This is a genomic window from Methanosarcina sp. KYL-1, from assembly GCF_024372725.1.
In the GTDB taxonomy this organism is placed as follows: Archaea; Halobacteriota; Methanosarcinia; order Methanosarcinales; family Methanosarcinaceae; genus Methanosarcina.
Genome location: NZ_VOUA01000005.1, coordinates 78,525 through 100,759 on the forward strand (window position 1 = coordinate 78,525; position 22,235 = coordinate 100,759).

14 protein-coding genes are annotated in these 22,235 nt (G+C 40.3%); 10 read left to right on the forward strand and 4 right to left on the reverse strand.

The genetic code is table 11. From position 1 onward, the window contains the following. Positions 1-2: 2 nt before the first annotated feature. The 10 genes from FTO70_RS06060 (at position 3) to FTO70_RS06105 (ending at position 9,785) form a co-directional block, all read left to right on the forward strand. Complete coding sequence (locus FTO70_RS06060; protein ID WP_255334844.1) at positions 3-524, forward strand: metal-dependent hydrolase; 522 nt, start codon at positions 3-5, stop codon at positions 522-524. Between the two features lie 89 nt (positions 525-613). Then, complete coding sequence (locus FTO70_RS06065) at positions 614-1,291, forward strand: 4'-phosphopantetheinyl transferase superfamily protein (protein ID WP_255334845.1); 678 nt, start codon at positions 614-616, stop codon at positions 1,289-1,291. 609 nt (positions 1,292-1,900) lie between these two features. Then, on the forward strand, positions 1,901-2,146 hold the full coding sequence (locus FTO70_RS06070) for a phosphopantetheine-binding protein (RefSeq protein ID WP_255334846.1): 246 nt from the start codon (positions 1,901-1,903) through the stop codon (positions 2,144-2,146). 5 nt (positions 2,147-2,151) lie between these two features. Beyond that, positions 2,152-3,630 carry a class I adenylate-forming enzyme family protein gene (locus tag FTO70_RS06075; RefSeq protein ID WP_255334847.1) on the forward strand — a complete coding sequence of 493 codons (1,479 nt, stop codon included), beginning with the start codon at positions 2,152-2,154 and terminating at the stop codon, positions 3,628-3,630. Continuing rightward, complete coding sequence (locus FTO70_RS06080) at positions 3,611-4,642, forward strand: hypothetical protein (protein WP_255334907.1); 1,032 nt, start codon at positions 3,611-3,613, stop codon at positions 4,640-4,642. Before FTO70_RS06075 ends, FTO70_RS06080 begins: the two co-directional genes overlap by 20 nt. A 33-nt stretch (positions 4,643-4,675) precedes the next feature. Further along, positions 4,676-5,668 carry an NAD(+) synthase gene (nadE, locus tag FTO70_RS06085; protein ID WP_255334848.1) on the forward strand — a complete coding sequence of 331 codons (993 nt, stop codon included), beginning with the start codon at positions 4,676-4,678 and terminating at the stop codon, positions 5,666-5,668. A 53-nt stretch (positions 5,669-5,721) separates the two neighbouring features. Further along, positions 5,722-6,462, forward strand: coding sequence for a 3-oxoacyl-ACP reductase family protein (locus FTO70_RS06090; protein WP_255334849.1), 741 nt, complete (start codon positions 5,722-5,724; stop codon positions 6,460-6,462). Between the two features lie 158 nt (positions 6,463-6,620). Next, positions 6,621-7,757, forward strand: coding sequence for a DUF362 domain-containing protein (locus tag FTO70_RS06095; RefSeq protein ID WP_255334850.1), 1,137 nt, complete (start codon positions 6,621-6,623; stop codon positions 7,755-7,757). Positions 7,758-7,850: 93 nt separating this feature from the next. Further along, positions 7,851-8,543, forward strand: coding sequence for an acyltransferase (locus FTO70_RS06100; RefSeq protein WP_255334851.1), 693 nt, complete (start codon positions 7,851-7,853; stop codon positions 8,541-8,543). A gap of 87 nt (positions 8,544-8,630) precedes the next feature. Continuing rightward, positions 8,631-9,785 carry an acyltransferase gene (locus FTO70_RS06105; RefSeq protein WP_255334852.1) on the forward strand — a complete coding sequence of 385 codons (1,155 nt, stop codon included), beginning with the start codon at positions 8,631-8,633 and terminating at the stop codon, positions 9,783-9,785. A 1,124-nt stretch (positions 9,786-10,909) separates the two neighbouring features. On the opposite strand, the gene FTO70_RS06110 is transcribed toward FTO70_RS06105, so the two are convergent. From FTO70_RS06110 to FTO70_RS06125, 4 genes are all read right to left on the reverse strand, one after another. Further along, a complete protein-coding gene (locus tag FTO70_RS06110; protein WP_255334853.1) occupies positions 10,910-12,394 on the reverse strand; it encodes a right-handed parallel beta-helix repeat-containing protein in 1,485 nt (494 codons plus the stop codon). Positions 12,395-13,627: 1,233 nt separating this feature from the next. Beyond that, positions 13,628-15,133, reverse strand: a complete 1,506-nt coding sequence (locus tag FTO70_RS06115; protein WP_255334854.1) for a right-handed parallel beta-helix repeat-containing protein — start codon at positions 15,131-15,133, stop codon at positions 13,628-13,630. Between the two features lie 529 nt (positions 15,134-15,662). Beyond that, complete coding sequence (locus FTO70_RS06120) at positions 15,663-19,193, reverse strand: disaggregatase related repeat-containing protein (RefSeq protein WP_255334855.1); 3,531 nt, start codon at positions 19,191-19,193, stop codon at positions 15,663-15,665. Between the two features lie 1,633 nt (positions 19,194-20,826). Then, the gene (locus FTO70_RS06125) at positions 20,827-22,074 is read right to left on the reverse strand and encodes a flippase (RefSeq protein ID WP_255334856.1); all 1,248 of its coding nucleotides are present in this window, start codon (positions 22,072-22,074) and stop codon (positions 20,827-20,829) included. Positions 22,075-22,235: the final 161 nt, after the last annotated feature.

Here is a 22,235-nt window from a genome sequence, read left to right on the forward strand (position 1 = left end):
TAATGTTAATTTTCGGTCATATTGGGGTAACAGTTGGGATATTCATCTTACTTGAACGAATCGTTCCATCTCTCAGAGGCAGGTTTGCTTACTTCTACATAGCTCTTGGAGCACTGCTGCCCGACCTTCTTGATAAACCAATAGGCAGGGTGATCTTTGCCGAGAGCATTGCAAATGGCCGTCTTCTGGGGCATACGCTTGCATTTTGTTTTTTTATTGCTTTGCTGGGTTATTATCAATACGGGAAGAGCAAAGATATACGTGTGTTTCTGGTGTCTGGAGCTTGTTTTCTTCACCTGCTTGAAGACCGAATGTGGGCAACACCTCATGTTTTTTTCTGGCCGGTTTTTGGCTGGGAGTTTCCCGTTGGCTCTTATACAGGCAACGTGTTTGATTACTTCATTAAAATGTTCCGAATCGGGTATGTTCCGTCTCTTTGCCCCTGTTTCATCACCGAATTTATTGGTTTCATCATAGCGGCATTTATACTTGGAAATTACCTCCGGCACAGGCGAGCCCTTTGATTGCTCTCTTCAAGTATTTGAAAACTATGGATTCATACCTTTATTTCTCTTATATCAGGATTATTGTAGTAGACAGCTCGTGAACTGGCATGCAAACCAAAATAAAGATACCATCCACCACTTCTCTGGAACATGTGCCCCACTTATGGGAGCAAAATGATGTTCTTATCTTTCTGATTGATCTGGATAGCTACAACACACTGAGTACGGAACACCTTGACGGCATCGAAAAGGAATATCTGGAGAGGTTACAAACCAGGCATTTCAAGAAAAGGTATACTGCATCCAGACTGGTCCTGAAATGTATTCTGTGCCGCCTCCTTAATGAACGGTCCGTCTCCGATATAGTTACGTATAAGGACGAATATGGAAAAGTCCATGTGCGTGGCCATGAAGAATTGCACATATGCATCTCATATACTGGAAATATTGTCGCGCTTGCAATATCAAAGGTTGAGGTCGGGGTTGATATGGAGCTTAAAAGAATGCTGTCTCTTTCAAACATTTCAAAATATCTGTATACAAAACCTTTAGATGCCGATAAGTCCGGAAGCAATCTCGACCTTTTAACGACGTGGACCCTGAAAGAAGCGTATTGTAAGTTTTCGAATAAAAGTATTTTTTCCAATTTCAATAAAGAAATGGATTTTAGCAATGTCTGCAGTTCAAGTTATATTATAAACAATATATATATTCTTGCTATAATTACTGATTCTAATCGGTATACGCTCAAGATCTGCCGGCTTCAGAAAATTTCCTTCCTGTAAAGATAAATCCTGTAAAGATAATTCCTGTAAAGAACAATTTTTTCAATTTTGTATCATCATAAAAAATTAAGATCTATTTTTTTGAACTTTTCAAGAAACATTATTCCAAAAATTATTTCAGAAATTTTATTTCAATATCTATTTATTTTTTGGTACCTTATGTTACATGCTTATCTCTAACTATACAAGCCTTTCCTTACAGGCAAAAAATTAAGCAAAAAAGAGTGGGAATTTAATACATGAAATAGGCATTAATCTATAGATACAAATTTAAGTGCAATGGAGTGCGGTTTTTCAACATTTAAAGTTATTAAAGCCCGATTTATTCATGATCGGGTGGAACAGGGGGTATGAGTTTATATGGAAAAGTCTCGCCGTAGCTTGTTTTATCCTTCCGGTTTTTAATTCATAAGTTTTGGTAGGGACGGTTGTAAAATGAAGCAGGGAACAATATAAATAATCGATTATACGTAAATAATAATGGGGATATTCTTACCGTAAAGGTGTTTATTAATCGCGACCATTGGTCTACTGTGGTCATTGGTCCACTGCGATCATTGATCCCGGGGGCTCATTGGTCCGCTAAATAAAGCAGGGGGTTAAGGTTACATGGGACAGATAATGAATGATATACTTGATTATCTGAAGGACAACTCTTTTATTGACAGGGAATCCAGTTTAAATTCCAGCGACTCACTGACACAGAACGGCATCATGGATTCGATCGGGCTGCTTGAATTGATGGACCATATCTGTGAAAAGTATTCTATAGAAATTCCTGAAGACATGTTGACGCCGGAAAATTTTGACTCGTTGCAGGGGATCAATGACCTTATAGTTAAACTGACGAAGTGAAAATTATGAGGATTGATGCCTATATCGCAGAATACGCCAGAAAAACTCCTCCTCAAATTGCTCTGGAAGAGGGGAAAAAATCCATCTCCTACAGGTGTCTTGATGAGGATATAAACACCATTGCTTCTTCACTTATGGATTTTGGACATTGCAGATTTGCAATACTGGCAGAGTCCGGCATACAATATATTAAGATGCTAATGGCGGTATACCGTTCGGACAACATTGCGATACCTCTGCCAATTGAAATGCCGAAGTTCAGTCTGGAAAGGATCCTTGATACTGCTCATATCAACAACATAATTGCAACAGAAACACAGTATTCAAGGTTTGGGGAGGATTTTTTTGAGCGTTTTGGAACTGTGCTCGTTTTTTCAAATGATACTTCCGTAGAGACCCGGCGTAAAAGGATCGCAACAGAAACAAATAATCCCGAATTGAGGCTGGTGCTGTATACATCAGGTACGACAGGCACTCCTAAAGGGGTCATGTTAAGTGACAGAAACCTGGTATCAAATGCAGAATCGATAATAAATGTACTTGGTATAAAATCTAATGATAAAGCAGCACTGGTAATATCCCCACATCATGCTTTTGGGAATTCCATTATCGATTCCCACCTGATGGCTGGCGGATCCATCGGAATAGGGACCATGAATTTTATGGAATCTACTTTCAGCCTGATAGAATCAGGAGTATCCATATTCTATGGAGTGCCCAGTACTTATCGTATACTCCTCCGGTATCCTGAGAGGTTCAGAGTGGCGTTTGGGAATGTCAGGACTGCTGCATCTGCAGGTGGGGGTATGGATCTGGCAACAGTCAAAAATATGAGGGATTTATGCTCTAACATCGAGATCCTGCCAATGTACGGTCAGACCGAAGCCACGGCAAGGCTGGCATACCTGCCGCCGGAGGACGTTGATGAGTTCGTTGACACAATAGGTAGACCGATTCCCGGGGTCATGCTGGAAGTATTCGGGGATGACAACAGGTCAGTAGAACCGAACATCACAGGTGAACTGGTTGCCAGGGGCGAAAATATCCTATTAGGTTACCTGGATGATGCAATCACCACTGAGAAAAAAATAATCGATGGGTGGATGCATACGGGGGACCTTGCACAAAAATTGCCCAATGGTTATTTCAGACTATTGGGCCGCAAGGACGACCTTATAAAAATAGGGGACCATCGTGTAAATCCAAGAGAAGTTGAAAAACTTATCGAGAACAACAATGATGTCTCCAGGGTTTTTGTTGTACCTGTTTCCCACGAGCTCCTGGGGACTGCAATCAGCCTTATGGTCATACCGACAGCAGGGACGGAAATCGATACTCTGTTTTCGTTTTGCAGGAAGAACCTTCCCGGTTACCTGTATCCTACGGAGATACTTTTCATCGACAATCTTCCCCTGACAGAGAATGGGAAAATATCCAATCGATCTATTATGGAGGAATACCAGAATGTCAAAAGTAGTATGTAAAAAATGTGTTCTGGATTCGAGCATTCCGGGAATAATTATCAATGAGGGCAGCGGGCTCTGTCATTTCTGCGAGACGTATACTCCCCTTTCCTCACAGGAGAAGGATGAGTGCCTGGCCAGGATGGAAACACTCTTTGAGGAACGTGGGGGAAGAAGCAAGTACGACGTTATTTTTGCACTTTCCGGGGGGAAGGATTCTTCATACACTCTTTATAAACTAAAAAATGAATACCCCTTCCTGAAGGTCCTGGCTGTACAGTTCGATAATGGGTTTACATCCGATAATGCAATAGCAAATGCCAGGAAGATGTGTGAAATCACAGGATCCGACTATTTCAAACTGGCTGTGGAAAAGGAGATACTGTACGATACGTTCCGAAAGGCTGCTGAATCCAGCGATGCGTTCTCGAAGTTTGCCAAATACCGGGCAAGTGACATATGCAACACCTGCATCAGTATAATCAAACAGAAATTGATAGAACAGGCCATCGTTCAGAACGCGCCTTTCATTATGTTTGCCTTTACGGCCGGGCAGGCCCCTCATCCCATAATCAATTTGACCTCTAAATTTATACAGTTATCAAGGAACCTTTTTGAGAAGCAACTTCAAAATATGGGCATAGATGACAGGGATGAGCGTTTCCTCATTAAAAATTCAGTTATTGGGAACATGGGCAAAGATGCCCCAAGCATCCTGCATCCACTATGCCTGTGGGATTATAACGAAGATGCAATCCTGAAGACCCTTGTAGAGATAGGATGGAACCCTCCGGATATCAATGACAGCAATTCAACCAACTGTACATTGAACTCCTTTGCCTGTTATAATCATCTGGAAAAATACGGGTTCCATCCATATGCCTTTGACATAGCAGGACTTGTCCGAAGTGGGGATATGTCCAGGGAGGAAGGACTGGAAAAACTTCATCATGAGCTTTCACAGCCGCTGATAGAGGAAGCTGCAAATAAACTTAAATTACAGGTTGGGGACTCAAACATGTTATTGCTATAATCTTATTTTCTAGTCGTTGTAGGGGGGAAAATAATGCAAATAATGGATGAACTGAATGTGCAGATAGTGGATAAACTGAATGGAGACATTGAAAATCTATCCTTAAGGCTCAGAGGATTTATCAAAGACCAGGTTTCGGGTTTTAAGAAAAAAGGAGTAGTTATGGGGGTTTCAGGAGGCATTGATTCAGCTGTAGCCCTTACTCTTTGCGTACGGGAACTGGGGAAAGACAATGTGTACGGCTTGCTCCTTCCTGAAAAAGAATCGGCTCCTTCCAGCAAAACCCTGGGGGCAGAGGTTTGTGAAAGCCTCGGAGTGGCGTATGAAGAGGTTTCGATCTCTCCAATATTGAAATCACTTGATATCTATGATAAGAAAGAACAGATCATAAAGAGAACCTGTCCGGAATATGACTCCGGGATACACAAAACATCGCTGGTACTGCCCGATTTCCTGAATCAGGGACTGTTAAACGTTCCGTATATAAAGTTGATAAAGGACGGCGAAGAAGTTGCAAAGTACAGGTTGAAGGCAAAAGATTATCTGGAACTGATCGGGTTGCAGAATGTCAAGCAGCGGTCCAGAATGATTGTCCAGTATATGTATGCTGAGAAGATGAACTACGCCGTTTGCGGAACAACCAACAAGACCGAAATGGTCCTGGGCCAGTTTGTGAAATACGGAGACGGGGGCGTTGATATTGAACCCCTGGCGGATTGCTATAAGACCCAGGTTTATGCTCTGGCAAAATATCTCAATGTCAACGAAGCGATTATACAGCGGCCTCCAAGTGCTGACACCTGGAGCCATTACACCTCTGACCAGGACTTCTACTGGCGCATGCCCATTCATATCATGGACCAATTACTGTATGCCTGGGAACATGAACTACCTGTAGAGGTTATTGAAAAGAACACCGAACTGTCCAGAGAGACCATACTCAAGGCTCAAAGACATATTGATAGAATAAAAGATACCACCGAATATGTGCGGGCAGTCCCACCGATCTGCTATGTGGGGAAGTAAGTTGCAATAGTAAGTTGCAGTATGTTCTCGAGAGGTGAGCCAGAGGGCGGAAAATGCTTACAGGCAAAGTTGTACTGGTCACAGGAGCAAGCCGGGGAATCGGAAGAGCTATAGCCTTGCTGGCAGCAGAGAACCATGCACATGTGATCATAAACTACAACAAGAGTCAGGAGCAGGCAGTTGAACTGTTGGAGCTTATTTGTGGAAAAGGGCTTCATGCTTCAATGATCAGGGCAAATGTCTCATCCGAAGACGATGTCAGAGAAATGTTCCGGTCTCTTACGGAGATACATTCCAGGCTCGATGTGCTGGTAAACAATGCAGGAATCATGCAAAATAACCTTCTGATGCTGAGCAATACGGAACTTTTTGACCGTACCATAGAGACCAACCTGAAGGGGACGTTTCTGTGTACCAGGTACGCATCGAATATTATGAGGAAGCAGGGGTCCGGAAGAATCATTAATCTATCGTCCACCATAGGGCTCAACGGAAATGCCGGGCAGACTGTATATTCTGCCAGCAAGGCAGGTGTTGTTGGATTTACAAAATCTGCTGCACAGGAACTGGGCAGATATGGGATCACAGTCAATGCTATTGCCCCCGGTTTTGTTGAGACTGACCTGATCAAAGGCCTCAAACCCGAAATTCGAGAAAAAATCATAGCCAATATCGCCCTTGGACGGATTGGTAAGCCCGAAGATGTCGCAAAGGTAGCATTGTTTTTGGGTTCGGACCTTGGGAGTTATGTCAGTGGTGAGGTCATTGTGGTGGATGGTTGCCGTATGATGTGATTGTTATCTACATCGTACTGTCATAGATTTTGCATCCTTTCATGAAGTGGTGCAGAATTGAAAAAAAATCCATAAAAAATTCCATGAAAAGGGATTCAAAAAATGGGTTCTGAAACGGGTTTATAAAATGGTTCAAAATTTTAATCCGATGTGTGACCATGAACTCCAGAGTTTCCATCGTTCGCTGCTGCGATTATTCAAACGTAAGAGGTTCAATCGAAGAAGCAATTGAACTTATCGGTGGCCTTGATAAGGTTATAGCTCAGGGTTCCCGCGTACTGCTCAAACCTAATGTACTTGCCATCAGGCCTCCGGAAGATGCCGTCACCACCCACCCGGCAGTGGTATCTGCGATGTGTGAACTGGTCTCAGAGCTTGGGGGTATCCCGGTTATAGGGGATGGCTCCGGAGTTACAAGGCCTGATTCCACTGCCACCGCAGAAGCATTCAGGGTATCAGGAATCGAAGATGCAGCTTCCGGTTGCGGGGCTGAGCTCATCAATTTCGAGCAATCAGGTTTTGTCGAGGTTGATATTCCCGATGCCAGGCAGTTTTCGCGTCTGTACATTTCGAAGGCCGTACTTGAGGCTGACGTAATTATCTCACTTCCAAAACTCAAGACCCATGAGCTTACACTTTACACAGGAGCGGTCAAAAACTTTTTTGGCACTGTGCCTCGAAAAAACCGCAAACAAGCGCATTTCCTGGAAGACCGCGACCTTTTTGGGGAAGCGGTTGTAGATATATATTCTTTTATCAAACCTCATCTTGCAGTCATGGATGGTGTGGTGGGGATGGAGGGGGACGGCCCTTCCAGGGGTACCCCGGCATATGCAGGAGTAATTATGGCAAGTTATGACTGTGTAGCACTGGATGTGGTGGCATCGGAACTCATAGGGTTCGACCCATTGAAGATCCCGACAAACCGGGCTGCACTTGCAAGGGGACTCGGCACCGGGCATCCTGAACTTGTAGGAACACCATTGGAGGAGGTACAGGTCAGGTTCAAAAAACCAGCCGGAGGGGTCACTGCCATCATACCGCCATTCCTTCGAAGGGTGCTTAGAAGGCATTTTACTGTAAAGCCATTTATCAACACTTCAAGTTGTGCGCTTTGTAAAGCATGCGTTTTGAACTGTTCGGCAAATGCCATCGAAGAAGTGGATGGGGTACTTAGTATAGACGACGAAAAATGCATCCTGTGCTATTGTTGCCGCGAGTTGTGCCCGAATGATGCGGTAGAAATCAAAAAATCATTGCTTGTAAAGATTGCCAGCAGGAGTAAAAACCGGTAAAAATGTTTGTTTCAAAACCATCGTTTGTTTTAATATCGTCCACTATTAATTTTGGTTGGGCACAGGAAATAGGTATTTATTGCTAGAAGAGTAATGGTAAGTGAGTTGGGATTTTTACGGCAAGATGGGGGCACTACTGTGATATCTAACAGAGATAGGGTTACTTATAATGAAGTGGCTGATTATTATAATAGCAATAAAGTCCTTTTTGGAATAAAATTTCTTAAAAATTGGTTTTTGGAGCGGCTTGCATCAAGTTTTCCTGTTCCTTCCTGGAGAGCGAAACTGCATAAGATGCGGGGTGTAAATGTCGGGAAGAATGTATACATAGGTTATGATGTTATTTTTGACAGGATTCACCCTGAATTAATTACAATAGGGGATTATGCTGAAATTGGTGACCGGTGTATACTATCTGCCCACACAAGAGGCAGTTTAACCACAAGAGATGCTTATCCAAGAAGCACAGCTCCCATAAATATAGGAAATGGGGTTTCTATTAATCCGGGCTGTATAATCACTCAGGGGGTCGAAATTGGAGAAAATTCCATTATAGGAATCGGATCTGTAGTTAGTCGCGATATCTCTCCAAATAGTCTTGCTCTTGGCTTTCCGGCTCGAGTCATAAAAAAGCTTGATGTTGGGCCTTGGGGGGCAGCTGCTGAAAACCATACACAAAAGGATGACTCCCATCTCCATCAGAATAAATCGAATGATGCTGTTTCATCAGATCTTCCCAGCGACTCAGCCCCACGAAAGGGTGCTGTTGGTGAGATAAAAATTTGATTTTGGAAGTTTTTCGATTAGTTATTGAGAAAAAACAAAAAGGAGTGTGGAAGGATGTACCATGCCATCATTAAATGAGGATGTACCATGTCATCATTAAATGATAAACTGACTCATATAGAAGAAATTGTTTACTTAAGAGGATTTTCCATTCTTGCAGTTATTGCAATTCATACATCAGGTTATTTCAGTAAAGTTTCTACTCCAAATCTAACTGTTATTATTAACCTGGTAATAGGTGTCTTTTCTCACTTTGCTGTTCCGATGTTTATTTTCATATCCGGGTTTGTTTTAAGCCTCAAATACCGTGAAAATATTCATAAAATAAATTTTGTCAAAAAAAGAATGAAATCTATAGTACCTCAATATCTGATTTTTTCATTTGTTTATCTCATAATGAAAGAGTTTCACACTTTATATGCAAGTTTGCTGGGATTGCCTTCGGTAAGTGGTGTTTCTGAAAGACTTTCTATAGGTATTATTCTATTCAAATTATTAACCGGGAGTAGCTGTTTTCACTTGTGGTTTATTATATTAATTATCCAATTTTATCTTTTGTATCCCTTCATCATAAAAGTCTATACTAAATATTCTCAAAAAAATAGTATCATGTTGTTAATGCTCATCGCCTATTTTACCCAGGTAATCTGGGAAATCTATATTCTTGACTTAAATAATAGGGCGTCTTTGAACCTTCAATTTATAAATTATATTTATTTGCCGTCTTATACCTTCTATTTTATAGCGGGAATTTACTTTTCTCAACATTTTGAAGCCATAATGAGCATGATTTCAAAATACAAAATAAACATAGTCGTGTTATCTATTATTATAATTTTAACTGTTGTCAGCTCTTATTTGACTTTCGAGATATACTATGGATCTCTTAATGAAACGCATCCCTACTCTTCCTTAATATTGATCTTTATTAGTCCTATATATTACTCATCAATTTGTTTGATCCTTATTACCATTGCTAGAAAATTAACCCGGCAAAATACTGTTTATTCTGTTACCATTCATCGATTTGGAGAATACTCTTTTGGAATATACTTGATCCATGGTGTTTTTTTATATTGTATACTTGCTCTACTGAATGTATTTGGTGTAACCCCTAAATCTTTCATTTTTTATCCTTTATATACCATCATGGTTACCGGGCTAAGTTACACCAGTGTATGCCTTTTGAATCGTCTACCTTTAGGCAGCTATGTTATCGGGCAGTCCAGAAAATCAAATTAATTATTCGGTGTACGCTAGATTTTTTCCCCAAATTTTGAATTTTATTGTTGATTGAGCCTCACCATTGTAGTGAAACTCAACCCGCTAAAGTCTGGGTAACATCAATCAAAAACTTCCATCTGGCTAATATGCTAACTATCTCATTACTGAAGTTATAATGAATGCTCTCTTAGCTCTGAATCCATTAATCATCTTGGCTGCTATGGTCTTATTGCCGGTATATTTGATGTGCTTCTTCTGTCAGGAGAGTCATAGAGTTAATGATTTAAATTGAAGGAAATAAAATTGAAGGAAATAAGATAGAGGCATTAATCCTGGATGAGGAATCCATTAAAGTCTTAAACTCATCGGAGAAAAATACTACAAATCGGATACGTAGGTGACTTTCCGCAGATGTCATCTCGAATAGAACATTTTTTACGCTATCGTTTTTGGATAATTGCTCAAAAATTCACAATTATTATCTCAACTGAATCTTCGGAAAATAGAAGTTGGAAACTTTCACCGAAAGGCACAGGGCCGAGAAGTGTGGAACATTTCAAAAACACATTTTAGACTTACCAGGGCAGTTTTCAGAGATAAACTATAGCAAGAAAAAGTATGAAAATTGAAAAGACATCTGCGGAAAGCGGGAATATACAAACAAAGAAGATAGATAAAAAAGATGCTATAGGATAATGAAATAAATTAACTTCTACAAAACCCAAATTCATATACGAGAACACACTGATTGAGTTATTGTATACGAATAAAATAAATTATGCTACCTTCAACAATATCATCAAGCAAAAGGTGTAAAAGGAACGCAGTCTCGGCAAAAAGACCCAGATCTATGGCCCTACCGAACTTCCTTTATATTATGTATCTGAAAAACGTTCAAATAGGATTGCAGAAACGTGGAATAAATTTTAATGTGTTGGGATCGGGCCGACCCAACAGTATTTTATAAGGCAACCTGAATATTCCAACAGTAGATTATTATATGTAATGTTTTGGTTTTTCCCTCTCAGCTTCTGTTTTGATGACAATGGCAGTATCAGAGGTATGTATTTGCATATCGACTCCTACCTGTGTGTCCATCAAAGCATCGCAGTCTGGTATGAACCTGTGGGGAAGACTGTAGTTTAGTTGGAAATGCTTCTGGAGGCTTCGTTTGTGTTGCCGTATCGTCCAATATTGATCCGGTCTCCGTTTGATTCAGGTTCATTACGGTAATCTGACAGAGAATATCCGGCATCAATTAGTGGGCTTGTTTCATTATCAAATACCCACTCGTTCTCAAACCAGTGTCCTGAAGCACTCTTCAGGTGGTAATCGTTTTTCGAGGGGTCTACAAAGAGGGGGTCACTCAGAATATCATCTAACTGTGAGATTCCCGGGCCTACATATGAACCGCCTGTATTGTTGTTGAAACAGTTGTTTTCGGATTTAATTGCGTATTTGCCCGAAGCCGTGTCCTGAACCCAGATCCCGGCCGCTGCATGGTCGTCCTGGTTAAGGATAATGTTATTTCTTACCGTTGCTGTAAAGGTTTCACTCATTTGATATTTGCTTGAGTATTTCCAGAACTTAATTCCAGCATGTCCGCCATTATCAATTATGTTGTTCTCAATTCTGGTATTATCAAACTGACTAATTATGATACCCGCATTGCTGTATCCGGTATCTACCCAGTACTGGCCAACATTCTTGAATATATTGTGGTGAATGTATACATCTTGGCCACGCTTTACATTATCGTTATCGTAGCCAAACATCCAGATCCCAGCACCGTTCAGCGTGTGCAGGACATTGTTATAAATCTCAATATCATCCATTGCATAGCTATTTGTTTTTTGTATTTCAATACCCGGACCTGTTGAAGACCCGCTGCTAAGCTTATATTCCGAATGTATGAGATTGTCGTGAAGTTTTGCGTTGTTTGAATTTGTTAATCTTAGAGCACTATTTGTCCGCGTGAAAATATCGTTGTTAGCGGCTACAATGTTGTTCGAGTACATGCAGTACAGTGCATCATGGCCAAGCTGGTAAACGGTATTGTTAACGAAATTTACATTATCTACATTTTCCACCTTAAGGCCGTCACCGCAGCCGTGATGCAAATACATATTCTCTACTGTAATGTCGGAGGACTTGGTGAAATGCATTAAATTATAATATCCTCTTCCTAACCTGCTGCTTCCTAAGGACATCTGTTTTTCACTGTTACCATCAATCTCAAAACCCCGGATGGTAATATTGTCATTTCCGGCCGAATCCCGGTTTTTAATCAGGGGAACCAACGTCTTCCAACCTGCTTCATCGGCTAATTTAATACAGGCGTCCGAATCACCTTCAAGTATTGTGTTATCCCCGATGAGGAGGGTACTGTCTATTACGTATGTGAAAGGTCCTTTAAGGTAAACAGTTGTATATTGTGGGTTGTCTGCTACGAATTTAAGGGCTTCATTTATCTGCACATGGTCATCTTTTCCATCGCAGTTAAAGTCTCCACTGCCATCTCCGGCAACATAAACGGTTGGTGCCGTCGGCGCGGCTAAAGTAGTGGGAATGCCTGTTAGAAGGAGACTTGTTAGTAGAAATAGGGTTCCTAATTTTCGTTTTAACATTTAATCACCTTTATTTGGGTTGGATCATATAGGGTTTTTTTGGGATATTCATTTATTGAATTTTATATTATATCTTTATTATATTGTCTGTAACATTGAATACTTCTGCAAGGTTTGATTCTAATCTTTTTCAGATCTTTTTTCGGTTTCTTTTGGGTTCTTACCCGCTGCTTGAAGAAAGTATCCACTCTTCAGCTCTAACTTTCTAAACCGTATTTTATCTGATGAGGGCTGAATATAAAGCCTCAGCCTATTAATTTTAAATGAAAATTCGTTATATTTAACAGGATTTCTTTATTTCCCTTTTTCTGGGTTATACCTCCTGTTTGGCTGGATTGTTCCCTTCAATCGATCAACTCTGTAAATTCATCTGTATTCAGTCTTTGGTTATATTTCTCGAGTTGACTTCGCTCTTTTATTCCAGCATATTATAAAATATTTTTGGTATAACTCTCAGATTTTTAATCTGTTTGCTACTGTGCCTTAATTTTGCAGGTTAAAGTCACATATTTCCGGTATCTGCAAGCAAAACATAATCAAACAGAATGATCAATATGTATCTACGGAGGTCGTTTTTTCATGCCCTCATTATCTTCTCCAAATATGAAATTGATTAATATATTTTTTGACAAGATAGATATTTTTTTAAATAAAAATTAAAATAGATAATAGTACATTTGTTTCAAGGTACGCTGATGGTAAAAAATAGGTAACGTATCTGGGTATATGGTGTTTCTCGCTGAAAGTTGCTAGAATTCCTTCTATAACTGACAAGTTGTTTTCCGGATTGCAAACCTGTATGACCTGATTTTGCAGAAAGCTACTTCTCAGTATACTAAGGATCATCAACCATTTCAAGAGCAGTCCCTGAACGGCCTTCTTATCTTCAGGTTTTCTTTCTGCTCTTTTTGCGGCGACTCCGGGTTTTAGGTTTTTAACACAAAAAAGTCCGTAGAAGGAGGTTTACTTCTTTTCCACTGTTTTGGTTTGAAGCGAGTTTCTAAGGCTGCAATCTTTCATCAAGCTTTAACTTGAGATTTTGAAGTTTCCTTCTCCTTCTGTTTTGATGCCAATTTTCAGCATCAGTATGTATTTGCTTCGACAACTGTTACTATCAGCGTCACATTATCTGCACCCACAGGGTCTTGTGTACGCTGGATTACTGCTCCACCGCTGCCACGCAGGTATCTTTAAAAGATCACCGTCTTGTCTGAGCCTTCGGAAGACTGCAGGTTAATTGGAAATGCTTCTGGAGGCTTCGTTTGTGTTGCCGTATCGTCCAATATTGACCCGGTCCCCGTTTGATTCAGGTTCATTCCGGTAATCTGATATTGAATGTCCGGAATCAATCAATGAACTTGTTTCATCATCAAATACCCATCCGTTTTCAGACCAGCGTCCTGCAACGCTCTTCAAGTGGTAATCGTTTTTTGAGGGGTCCGCAAAGAGAGGGTCGGCCTGAATATCATTAGATTGGGTGATGCCTGGACCTGCATATGAACCACCTCTGTTGTTGTAAAAGCAATTATTCTCAGATACAATTTTGTATTTATTTGCTGTGTCATCCTGAACCCATATTCCTGCCGCAGTATGGTCATCGTGATTGAGGATAATGTTATTTCTTAAAGTTGCTGTAAAAGTTCCACTCATTTGATATTGGCTCGAGTATTTCCAGAATTTGATCCCGGCATGTCCACCATCATCAATCACGTTATTCTCAATCCTGGTGTTATCAAACTGACTTATTACAATGGCCGCATTACTGTATCCCGTATCTTTCCAATATTGTCCAACATCACGGAATATATTATTATGTATGTACACATCACTGCCACGTATTCTCTTATCATGGCCATACATAAAAATGCCAGCGCCGTTAAGCGTATGTATCTCATTATTAAAAATCTCTATATCATCCATTAAGTAGTTATTTGTCTTTTGTAATTGAATGCCGGGGCCTGTTGAATACCCACTAAATTCTGAATGTATGATATTGTTGTAAAATTTTGCATGGTTTGAATTTGATAATCTAAGAGCACTGTTTGTTCTCGTGAAAATATCATTGTTAGCGGCTATAATATTGTTCGAATAAAGACAATAAACTACGTCATGCCCAAGTTTATATACAATATTGTTCTCGAAAATGACATTGTCTGAATACTCTACTTTCAATCCATCATTGCAACCATGATGCAGATACATATTCTGCACTTTGATGTTAGTGGACTTGCTAAAATACATCATTGTATAATATGAATTTCCCAACCTTCTACTTCCTAATGACATCTGTTCTTCGCTGTTACCATCAATCTCAAAACCTTGAATCGTAATATTTTTGTTTCCAGATGAATCCCGGTTTTTAATCAGGGGAATCGCTTTTGCCCAACCTGCCGAATTGGGTATCGTAATACATGCATCTGAATCGCCCTCAAGTATTGTGTCATCACCGATAAGAAGGGTGTCGTTTATTACGTATTTGAAGGGCCCCTTAAGGTATACGGTTGTGAATTCAGGGTTTTCTTCTACAAAATTAAGAGCTTCATTTATTTGCAAATGGTCATCAGTGCCGTCACAATTATAATCTCCGCTGCCATCTCCAGCAACATATACTGTTAGCTCCTTTGTAGTTGGGTTATTAAAGATTGTAGTTGGGTTAAAGATAATACTGGCAGAGATTGCTATCAAAAGAATAAAAATTACAATATATCTCTTTATTTTTGAATCCCAACTAATACCCATAAGTTTTCCCTCTTGTATTTTCCAACATCTCAAAGTAAAGCTATTATGATATGTTTTTTAGTTCAAAAAAGGTTATCTGTTGGTTGGGAAGCTTATGCTTTTCCGGTTTTGTAGAAAACCTATCTAAATCAACTGCAAGAGGCCGAAAATTAGTACGTAATAGAATATCAGGCCATTCAGTTCAAATTAATTCAGATTCTTTATTCCAGAGTATTTTCAGGAGGATTTATTCCAGAGGATTTCTACAGAGCCACTTTTCAATGATTCAATTTCTTTTTCAAGTGACATTGCCGCAAAAATTCCAGTTGGCCGATAACTATTCGGTGTAATATGTGATAAATGGAAGAAGTTAGGGTGTCTCAAAAAAGCCATCTTGATAAATATTGTTTTTGAAGAAAATTCCTGCAAAATAGTCCAACAATAAAAATCTGCTGAGGAAAAATTAACTCTAAAAATTAGCAGCACAGGAAGGATTTCTCCATCTGTGCGGTTTTTTTTCGGTTTATTAATGTCTGATACTGCGAAAATTTTATGCTTTTTCCAATATTAACTTTGGCCTCTGGTTTTCATCTTCATAGTCGCTGCTGTAGAATGCCACGTAGTTTTTGCTTTCTATGCGGGCTTTAATCAGGAACCCGGTGTTTTCGTACTTCCCGCTTACGTACTCATTCACAAGGTCGGTGACGTCCAGTTCATGGTAACTGTTGTCAGGGGCCTCGCTTCCATTGAGGGTAAGGGTTGCGTAGGGGGTGCTGCCCTGAGCTACGTTGTTCTTATCAAACCAGTCTCCACCTGCATGGTCCCACGGGTTGTTAAGGTCCCAGTTGTTCCAGGTCACGTAATCCGGGTTCCAGACTTTCGGCCGGTAGATTTCGACAATTGTGTCCTCTGGCCTTTCAATTCCGGCAGGGTAGTACCAGAAGAGAGAAAGGGTAGCTTTTTCGAGAGTTTTCTCACTGTCGTATTCGCTTAAGTCGAATAAGAGCAGGTCTCTGTAGGCACCAACTCCGTCCCTTCCTCCGAGGTCTATATACCTCACGTCCTTGAAGGCCGTATTAGGGGACCCTTCACGAAGGCGGCTGTCCAGAAGATCACTAAGGACAACAGGTTCCGAAACTGGTTTCTGTGTTATGTTGAGTTTCGGTGTGCATCCTTCGATTCCGCAATCGCTGCTGTAGAAGGCTATGTAGTTTCCGCTTTCATTGCGGGCTTTAATCAGGAATCCGGTGTTTTCGTACTTCCCACTTACGTATTCTTTCATAAGGTCGGTGACATCAAGCTCATAGTAACCATTGCCAGGTACGTCACTTCCCTTGAGGGTCAGTGTTGCGTAAGGAGCACTTCCCTGGGAGACACCGTCCTTATCGAACCAGTCTCCTCCGGCATTTTCCCACGGCTTATTAAGGTCCCGGTTGTTCCAGGTCACAGAATCGGGGTTCCAGGTTTCAGGCCTGTAGATTTCTACAATGGTATCTTCTGGCCTTTCTGTCCCGGCAGGGTAGTACCAGAAAAGGGAAAGGTTAGCCTTTTCGATAGTCTCCGCACTGTCGTATTCACTTAAGTTGAACAGGAGCAGGCCTCTGTATGCACCGACTTTGTCTCTTCCTCCGAGATCTATATAGCGCAAGTCCTTGAAGACTGTATCAGGTGAAGCTTCACGGAGGCGGTTATCCTGAAGGTCACTGAGGGTGACAGGTTCAGTTATTTTTTTCTGTGTTATGTCAAGTTTCGGTTTGCATCCTTCGATTTCGTAGTCGCTGCTGTAGAAAGCTATATAGTTTCCGCTTTCACTGCGGTCTTTTATCAGGAATCCGGCGTTCTCGTACTCTCCGCTAACATATTCTTTCACAAGGTCGGTTACATCCAGCTCGTGGTAACCATCGTCAGCGAAGTCACTTCCATTAAAGGTAATTGTTGCATAGGGGGTGCTGCCCTGGGAGATGTTGTTCTTATCATACCAGTCTCCTCCTGCATTGTCCCACGGGTTGTTAAGGTCCCGGTTGTTCCAGCTCACGTAGTTCGGGTTCCACTCCTCAGGCCTGTAAATTTCCACTATGGTGTCCTCCGGCCTCACATTACTTTTCGGATAATACCAGAAGAGTGAAAGAGTTGCTTTGTCTATTGTCTCCGCATCGCTGTATGCACTCAGGTCAAACCATAAGACATCTCTGTACCTTCCCTTCCCGCTTATTTCTCCAATATCGATGTAGTTGTTGTCTCCTATTACTGCATCAGGTGAAGCTTCACGGAGGCGGTTGTCATATATCTCTTCATTGGGGACAGGGTTTTCTCCACTTACTACGACGGTAATGGTGGCTTCCTTTGAGTCGGAAAGTTTTCCGTCGCTTGTAGTGAATGTCACTTTGTATGTTCCTGCTTGGCCCTCTGTCGGAGTCCAGGTGAAAGAACCTGATTCACTGTTAAGGTTTGCACCCACAGGGAGGTTTGAAGCTGAATATGTAAGGCTGTCTCCATCCGCATCCGTAGCTTTCACTGTGAAAGTCAGGGTGCTGCCTTCTTCAACTGTTTGACTGGTAATTGAGTCCATTACCGGAGCATTGTTGGCCGGAATCGTGCCGCTTGATCCGGATAATGATGCATATTTTGTGTTTCCGTATCTTCCGATGTTGATTCTGTTTCCGTTGTCTTCAGGTTCATTGGAATAATCTGAAGAGGTATATCCTCCATCGATGCAGGGGGAACTTACTGTATCTGCTGCCCATGTTTTTCCATCCCAGTGTCCGCTTTTGGACTTCAGATGGTAGTCGTTTTTCGAGGGGTTTACAAAGAGAGGGTCAGTCAGAATATCATTTGATCGGGTAATGCCCGGACCTAAGTACGAGCCGCCTGCATTGTTATAGAAACAGTTGTTTTCGGATTTAATTGCGTATTTGCCCGAAGCCGTGTCCTGGACCCATATCCCGGCTGCTTCATGGTCATCGTGGTTGAGAACAACGTTATTCCTTACAGTTGCTGTAAAGGTTCCGCTCATCTGATATTGGCTTGAATATTTCCAGAATTTTATTCCGGCATGCCCGCCGTTATCAAATACGTTGTTTTCAATTCTGGTATTATCAAACTGGCTGATTATGATGCCCGCATTGCTGTATCCGGTATCTACCCAGTACTGGCCAACATTCTTAAATATATTATGGTGGATGTACACATCACTGCCACGCTTAACGTTATCGTTGTCGTAACCAAACATCCAGATCCCGGCACCGTTCAGCGTGTGGAGAACATTGTCAAAAACCTCAATATCTCCCATTGTATAGCCATTTGTTTTTTGTATTTCAATGCCAGGGCCTGTTGAAGACCCGCTGCTAAGCTTATATTCCGAATGTATGAGATTGTCGTGAAGTTTTGCGTTGTTTGAATTTGTCAATCTCAGTGCACTGTTTGTCCGCGTAAAAATATCGTTGTTAGCGGCTACAATGTTTTTTGAATAAATGCAGTACAGTGCATCATGACCAAGCTGGTAAACGGTATTGTCAATGAAATTTACATTATCTACATTTTCCACTTTAAGACCGTCACCACAGCCGTGATGCAAATACATGTTCTCTACTGTAATGTCGGAGGACTTGGTGAAATGCATTAAATTATAATATCCTCTTCCTAACCTGCTACTTCCTAAGGACATCTGTTTTTCGCTGTTACCATTAATCTCAAAACCCCGGATGGTAATATGGTCATTTCCGGCCGAATCCCGGTTTTTAATCAGGGGAACCAACGTCGCCCAACCTGCTTCATCGGCTAATTTAATGCAAGCGTCCGAATCACCTTCGAGTATTGTATTATCTCCGATGAGAAGGGTACTGTCTATAACGTATGTGAAGGGGCCTTTAAGGTAAACAGTTGTAAATTGTGGGTTGTCTGCTACGAATTTAAGGGCTGCATTTATCTGCACATGGTCATCTTTTCCATCACAGTTAAAGTCTCCACTGCCATCTCCGGCAACATAAACGATTGGTGCCGCCGGCGCGGCTAAAGTAGTGGGAATACCTGTTAGGAGGAGACTTGTTAGTAGAAATAGGGCTCCTAATTTTCGTTTTAACATTTAATCACCTTTATTTGGGTTGGATCATATAGGGTTTTTTTGTAATATTTATGTGTTGAATTTTATATTGTATCTCTATAATATTGTCTGTAACATTGAATACTTCTGCAAGGTTTGATCCTAATCTTTTTCAGATCTTCTTTCGGTTTCTTTTGGGTTCGCACCCGCTGCTTGAAGAAAGTCTCCACTCTTCAGCTCTAACTTCCTAAACCGTACTTTTTCTGATAAGGGCTGAATATAAAGCCTCAGCCTATTAATTTTAAATGAAAATTCGTTACATTTAACAGGATTTCTTTATTTCCCTTTTTCTGGGTTATACCTCCTGTTTGGTTGGATGTTCCCTTTAAAAGATCAACTCTGTAAATTTGTCCATATTCAGTTTTTAGTTAAATTTTCCGAGTTGACTTCATTCTTTTATTTCAGCATAGTATAAAATATTTATGGTATATTTTTGAAATTTTTAATAATCTATTATATTATTTTTGACTGTTTAAGGGTGTGGTCTCCTCATCCCGTAATGGGTACTTTTTACACAAATTAAGTTGCCATAATTTTTTGAATCAAATGAGTTACATTGATTCAGATATGGTCAAACGGATTGAAGGCGACTTTGCTGATTTCAAAAATGAATTTTTTAGGGCTTGTGGAAGCATACCTTGCTGATTTGCTTTTTGAGGTCTAAATCTTTATATTTTGCATTTGTGCAAATATTTTAAAAGTAGTGGCATTTATGGTTGCAGAACAAAACATCAGTTCTGGTGACAATATTTTACAATAGCCCCCTCTTTCTCTTGCTATTCATAGAAGGCTTTTGATTCTTTTTTTCATTAATCCTGTTATATATGGTCACATCATCTAATATTAAAGTTAAAAAACCGTATTTTAAGGCCCATGTCCTTGTGTATATATGGCAGTCCTCCATATAGTGTGCTTTCTTCGTAATTTGAAAATATGTTTTATTATGGATCTAACAGATCTGAGTTCTTTCCATTTAGTGATCAGTTATTTGAATTTTTCAAAGGTTGATAGAATCTATGGACCGAAAAGGTTTCCAGTCAATTATGGATTCAATTTTGGAGTGCTTATCTCAATTGATTGAATGCGTTTGTATTCCTCTTTGAGAACAAAATCAGTAAGGTTTTCACAAATTAAAATTAATTTTGTGAGATCTAAATCCCTACTGTGCACGCGCATAAGGAGTTTATCGAAAGTCTCTAAACCCCAAAAGAACATTTTTGAAGCAGTAAATCAAAAATAATTGATCTATTGGGAGGTCTGCATCGAAGATTTGATCGCAGTAGAGGAAAATCAAAAATCAGGGGCAGTATAAAGTGAGGTTGCAGATATAATTCGGAAATATTCAGGAGCATCATGAAATATAAAATATGAAATAATTGAAAATCCGGAAGATAAGAAAAAGTCTCATATGAGTTCTGGATAGATGAGGATGATGCTAATAATTTTAAATATTCTAACAGGACTTTATCTCGCCTTACTTATATAAATTTTTTATATAAATGTATTTTTCTTAGCAAACCGTGCAACTATTTGTCGAAAAGGAACATATTCTTTGAATAAAATATATTCAACGGTGTCCGCTTTAGTGGATTTCAGATTTTAATCCTTTCGTCACTTATTTTGCATATCTTTTGGAAGTGTATCTCTTTACGTAATACATATTTATTAAAGTTGTGAACAGCAACGAAATTGATGTGGCGCTTGCAGCTCCAATAAGTCCGAATCTTGGTATTAATAAAATATTCAATATTGTATTCAGCGCAGCACATACAGCACTGATCTTGAATATGATCTGAACTTTTCCGATGCTTGCAAGGCACCCTCCTATTGATACAAATGTAGAATAAATGGAATACCCGATAAGCAATGTGATCATTGGTATATATGCAGGCAGAAATTCCTCTTTGAAGACCATCACGATCAAAAACTTTCCGAAGATTGCAAGTATAACTGAAATACAAACTGTTATTGCAAACGATTTGAACATTGTGTTTTTGATAAGTTGTTGGATTTTGTTTAAGTCTCCCTTTCCATAATAGGTTGCTATTGAAGGTGTTGTAACTCTCTGTAATGCCTGTGGTAATAAGATAACTCCTTGCATAAAGATGATCGCGACCTCATAATACCCCACCTCTGTCTCATCCATGAAATGGCCTATCAGCAAGCTGTCGATTTGTGTATTAATCATTCCAATGGAGTTTGCAAGGACAACATAGAACCCAAACCATGAGATTTCTTTAAGAACAGTACTTGTAAGTTTTGAAGGTCGAACTAAAAAGTTTCTTATAAATGTAAGGGAAAGCATGCCCACCAGGATTGTAGGAATCACGAAGCCAAGTACCGCACCCATAACATCCATGTTCAACCGGAGTACAAGTATGATGGAGATCACCAGTACTGATACATTCTGGAAAATGTTTACAACAGCATACCATTTCATCTCCCTTAGGCCATTCAAAGTCCCAATGACAACCTTCTGCATGGAGATAAAAGGGAAGCAGAGTGCTGTGATCTTTAAGAGGTTTGTCATCTCAGAGTTGTGGAAGAAATGAATGGAGATAATTTCGGAAAGAGTATATAGCAACAAACCCATTGCAGATCCGCTTATCATGGACCCAAGAATTCCGGAAGAAACGAATTCATTGATCTTTGGCAGATCATCCTGGTATTGAGCGACGTATTTGGTCAGGGCCGATCCTATGCCAAATGCTGCGAACTGCATGCCGAACATGTAGATGGTAAAGACCAGGGTGTAAAGACCAAGTCCTGAAGGGCCCAGTGATCTTCCTAGCACTATTCTAAGTAGCAGGTGTGCAAAAGAGGCTGTTGCGAAACTGACGAACGACCATTGGACGTCTTTCATAGTTTTGCTGAATTTTAGGCTGAACATGGGTTGGCCTTTGAAATTATAATAGTTAATTGCAGATTGGACCCCTATCACATAAATGTTTAGGCAGTGTTGCTGCTTTACTGAATTTTACTGTAATGAAACATTTTTAGTCGTGTGTTCCCATTTTCCTCGAT

Excerpts from the sequence above, each read along its gene's own strand:
- FTO70_RS06100 (WP_255334851.1), top strand. The coding sequence starts at position 7,851 with ATGGTAAGTGAGTTGGGATTTTTACGGCAAGATGGGGGCACTACTGTG.
- FTO70_RS06080 (WP_255334907.1), top strand. The coding sequence starts at position 3,611 with ATGTCAAAAGTAGTATGTAAAAAATGTGTTCTGGATTCGAGCATTCCG.
- FTO70_RS06060 (WP_255334844.1), top strand. The coding sequence starts at position 3 with ATGTTAATTTTCGGTCATATTGGGGTAACAGTTGGGATATTCATCTTA.
- FTO70_RS06065 (WP_255334845.1), top strand. The coding sequence starts at position 614 with ATGCAAACCAAAATAAAGATACCATCCACCACTTCTCTGGAACATGTG.
- FTO70_RS06075 (WP_255334847.1), top strand. The coding sequence starts at position 2,152 with ATGAGGATTGATGCCTATATCGCAGAATACGCCAGAAAAACTCCTCCT.
- FTO70_RS06110 (WP_255334853.1), bottom strand. The coding sequence starts at position 12,394 with ATGTTAAAACGAAAATTAGGAACCCTATTTCTACTAACAAGTCTCCTT.
- nadE (WP_255334848.1), top strand. The coding sequence starts at position 4,676 with ATGCAAATAATGGATGAACTGAATGTGCAGATAGTGGATAAACTGAAT.
- FTO70_RS06105 (WP_255334852.1), top strand. The coding sequence starts at position 8,631 with ATGTCATCATTAAATGATAAACTGACTCATATAGAAGAAATTGTTTAC.
- FTO70_RS06125 (WP_255334856.1), bottom strand. The coding sequence starts at position 22,074 with ATGAAAGACGTCCAATGGTCGTTCGTCAGTTTCGCAACAGCCTCTTTT.
- FTO70_RS06120 (WP_255334855.1), bottom strand. The coding sequence starts at position 19,193 with ATGTTAAAACGAAAATTAGGAGCCCTATTTCTACTAACAAGTCTCCTC.
- FTO70_RS06115 (WP_255334854.1), bottom strand. The coding sequence starts at position 15,133 with ATGGGTATTAGTTGGGATTCAAAAATAAAGAGATATATTGTAATTTTT.
- FTO70_RS06090 (WP_255334849.1), top strand. The coding sequence starts at position 5,722 with ATGCTTACAGGCAAAGTTGTACTGGTCACAGGAGCAAGCCGGGGAATC.
- FTO70_RS06095 (WP_255334850.1), top strand. The coding sequence starts at position 6,621 with ATGAACTCCAGAGTTTCCATCGTTCGCTGCTGCGATTATTCAAACGTA.
- FTO70_RS06070 (WP_255334846.1), top strand. The coding sequence starts at position 1,901 with ATGGGACAGATAATGAATGATATACTTGATTATCTGAAGGACAACTCT.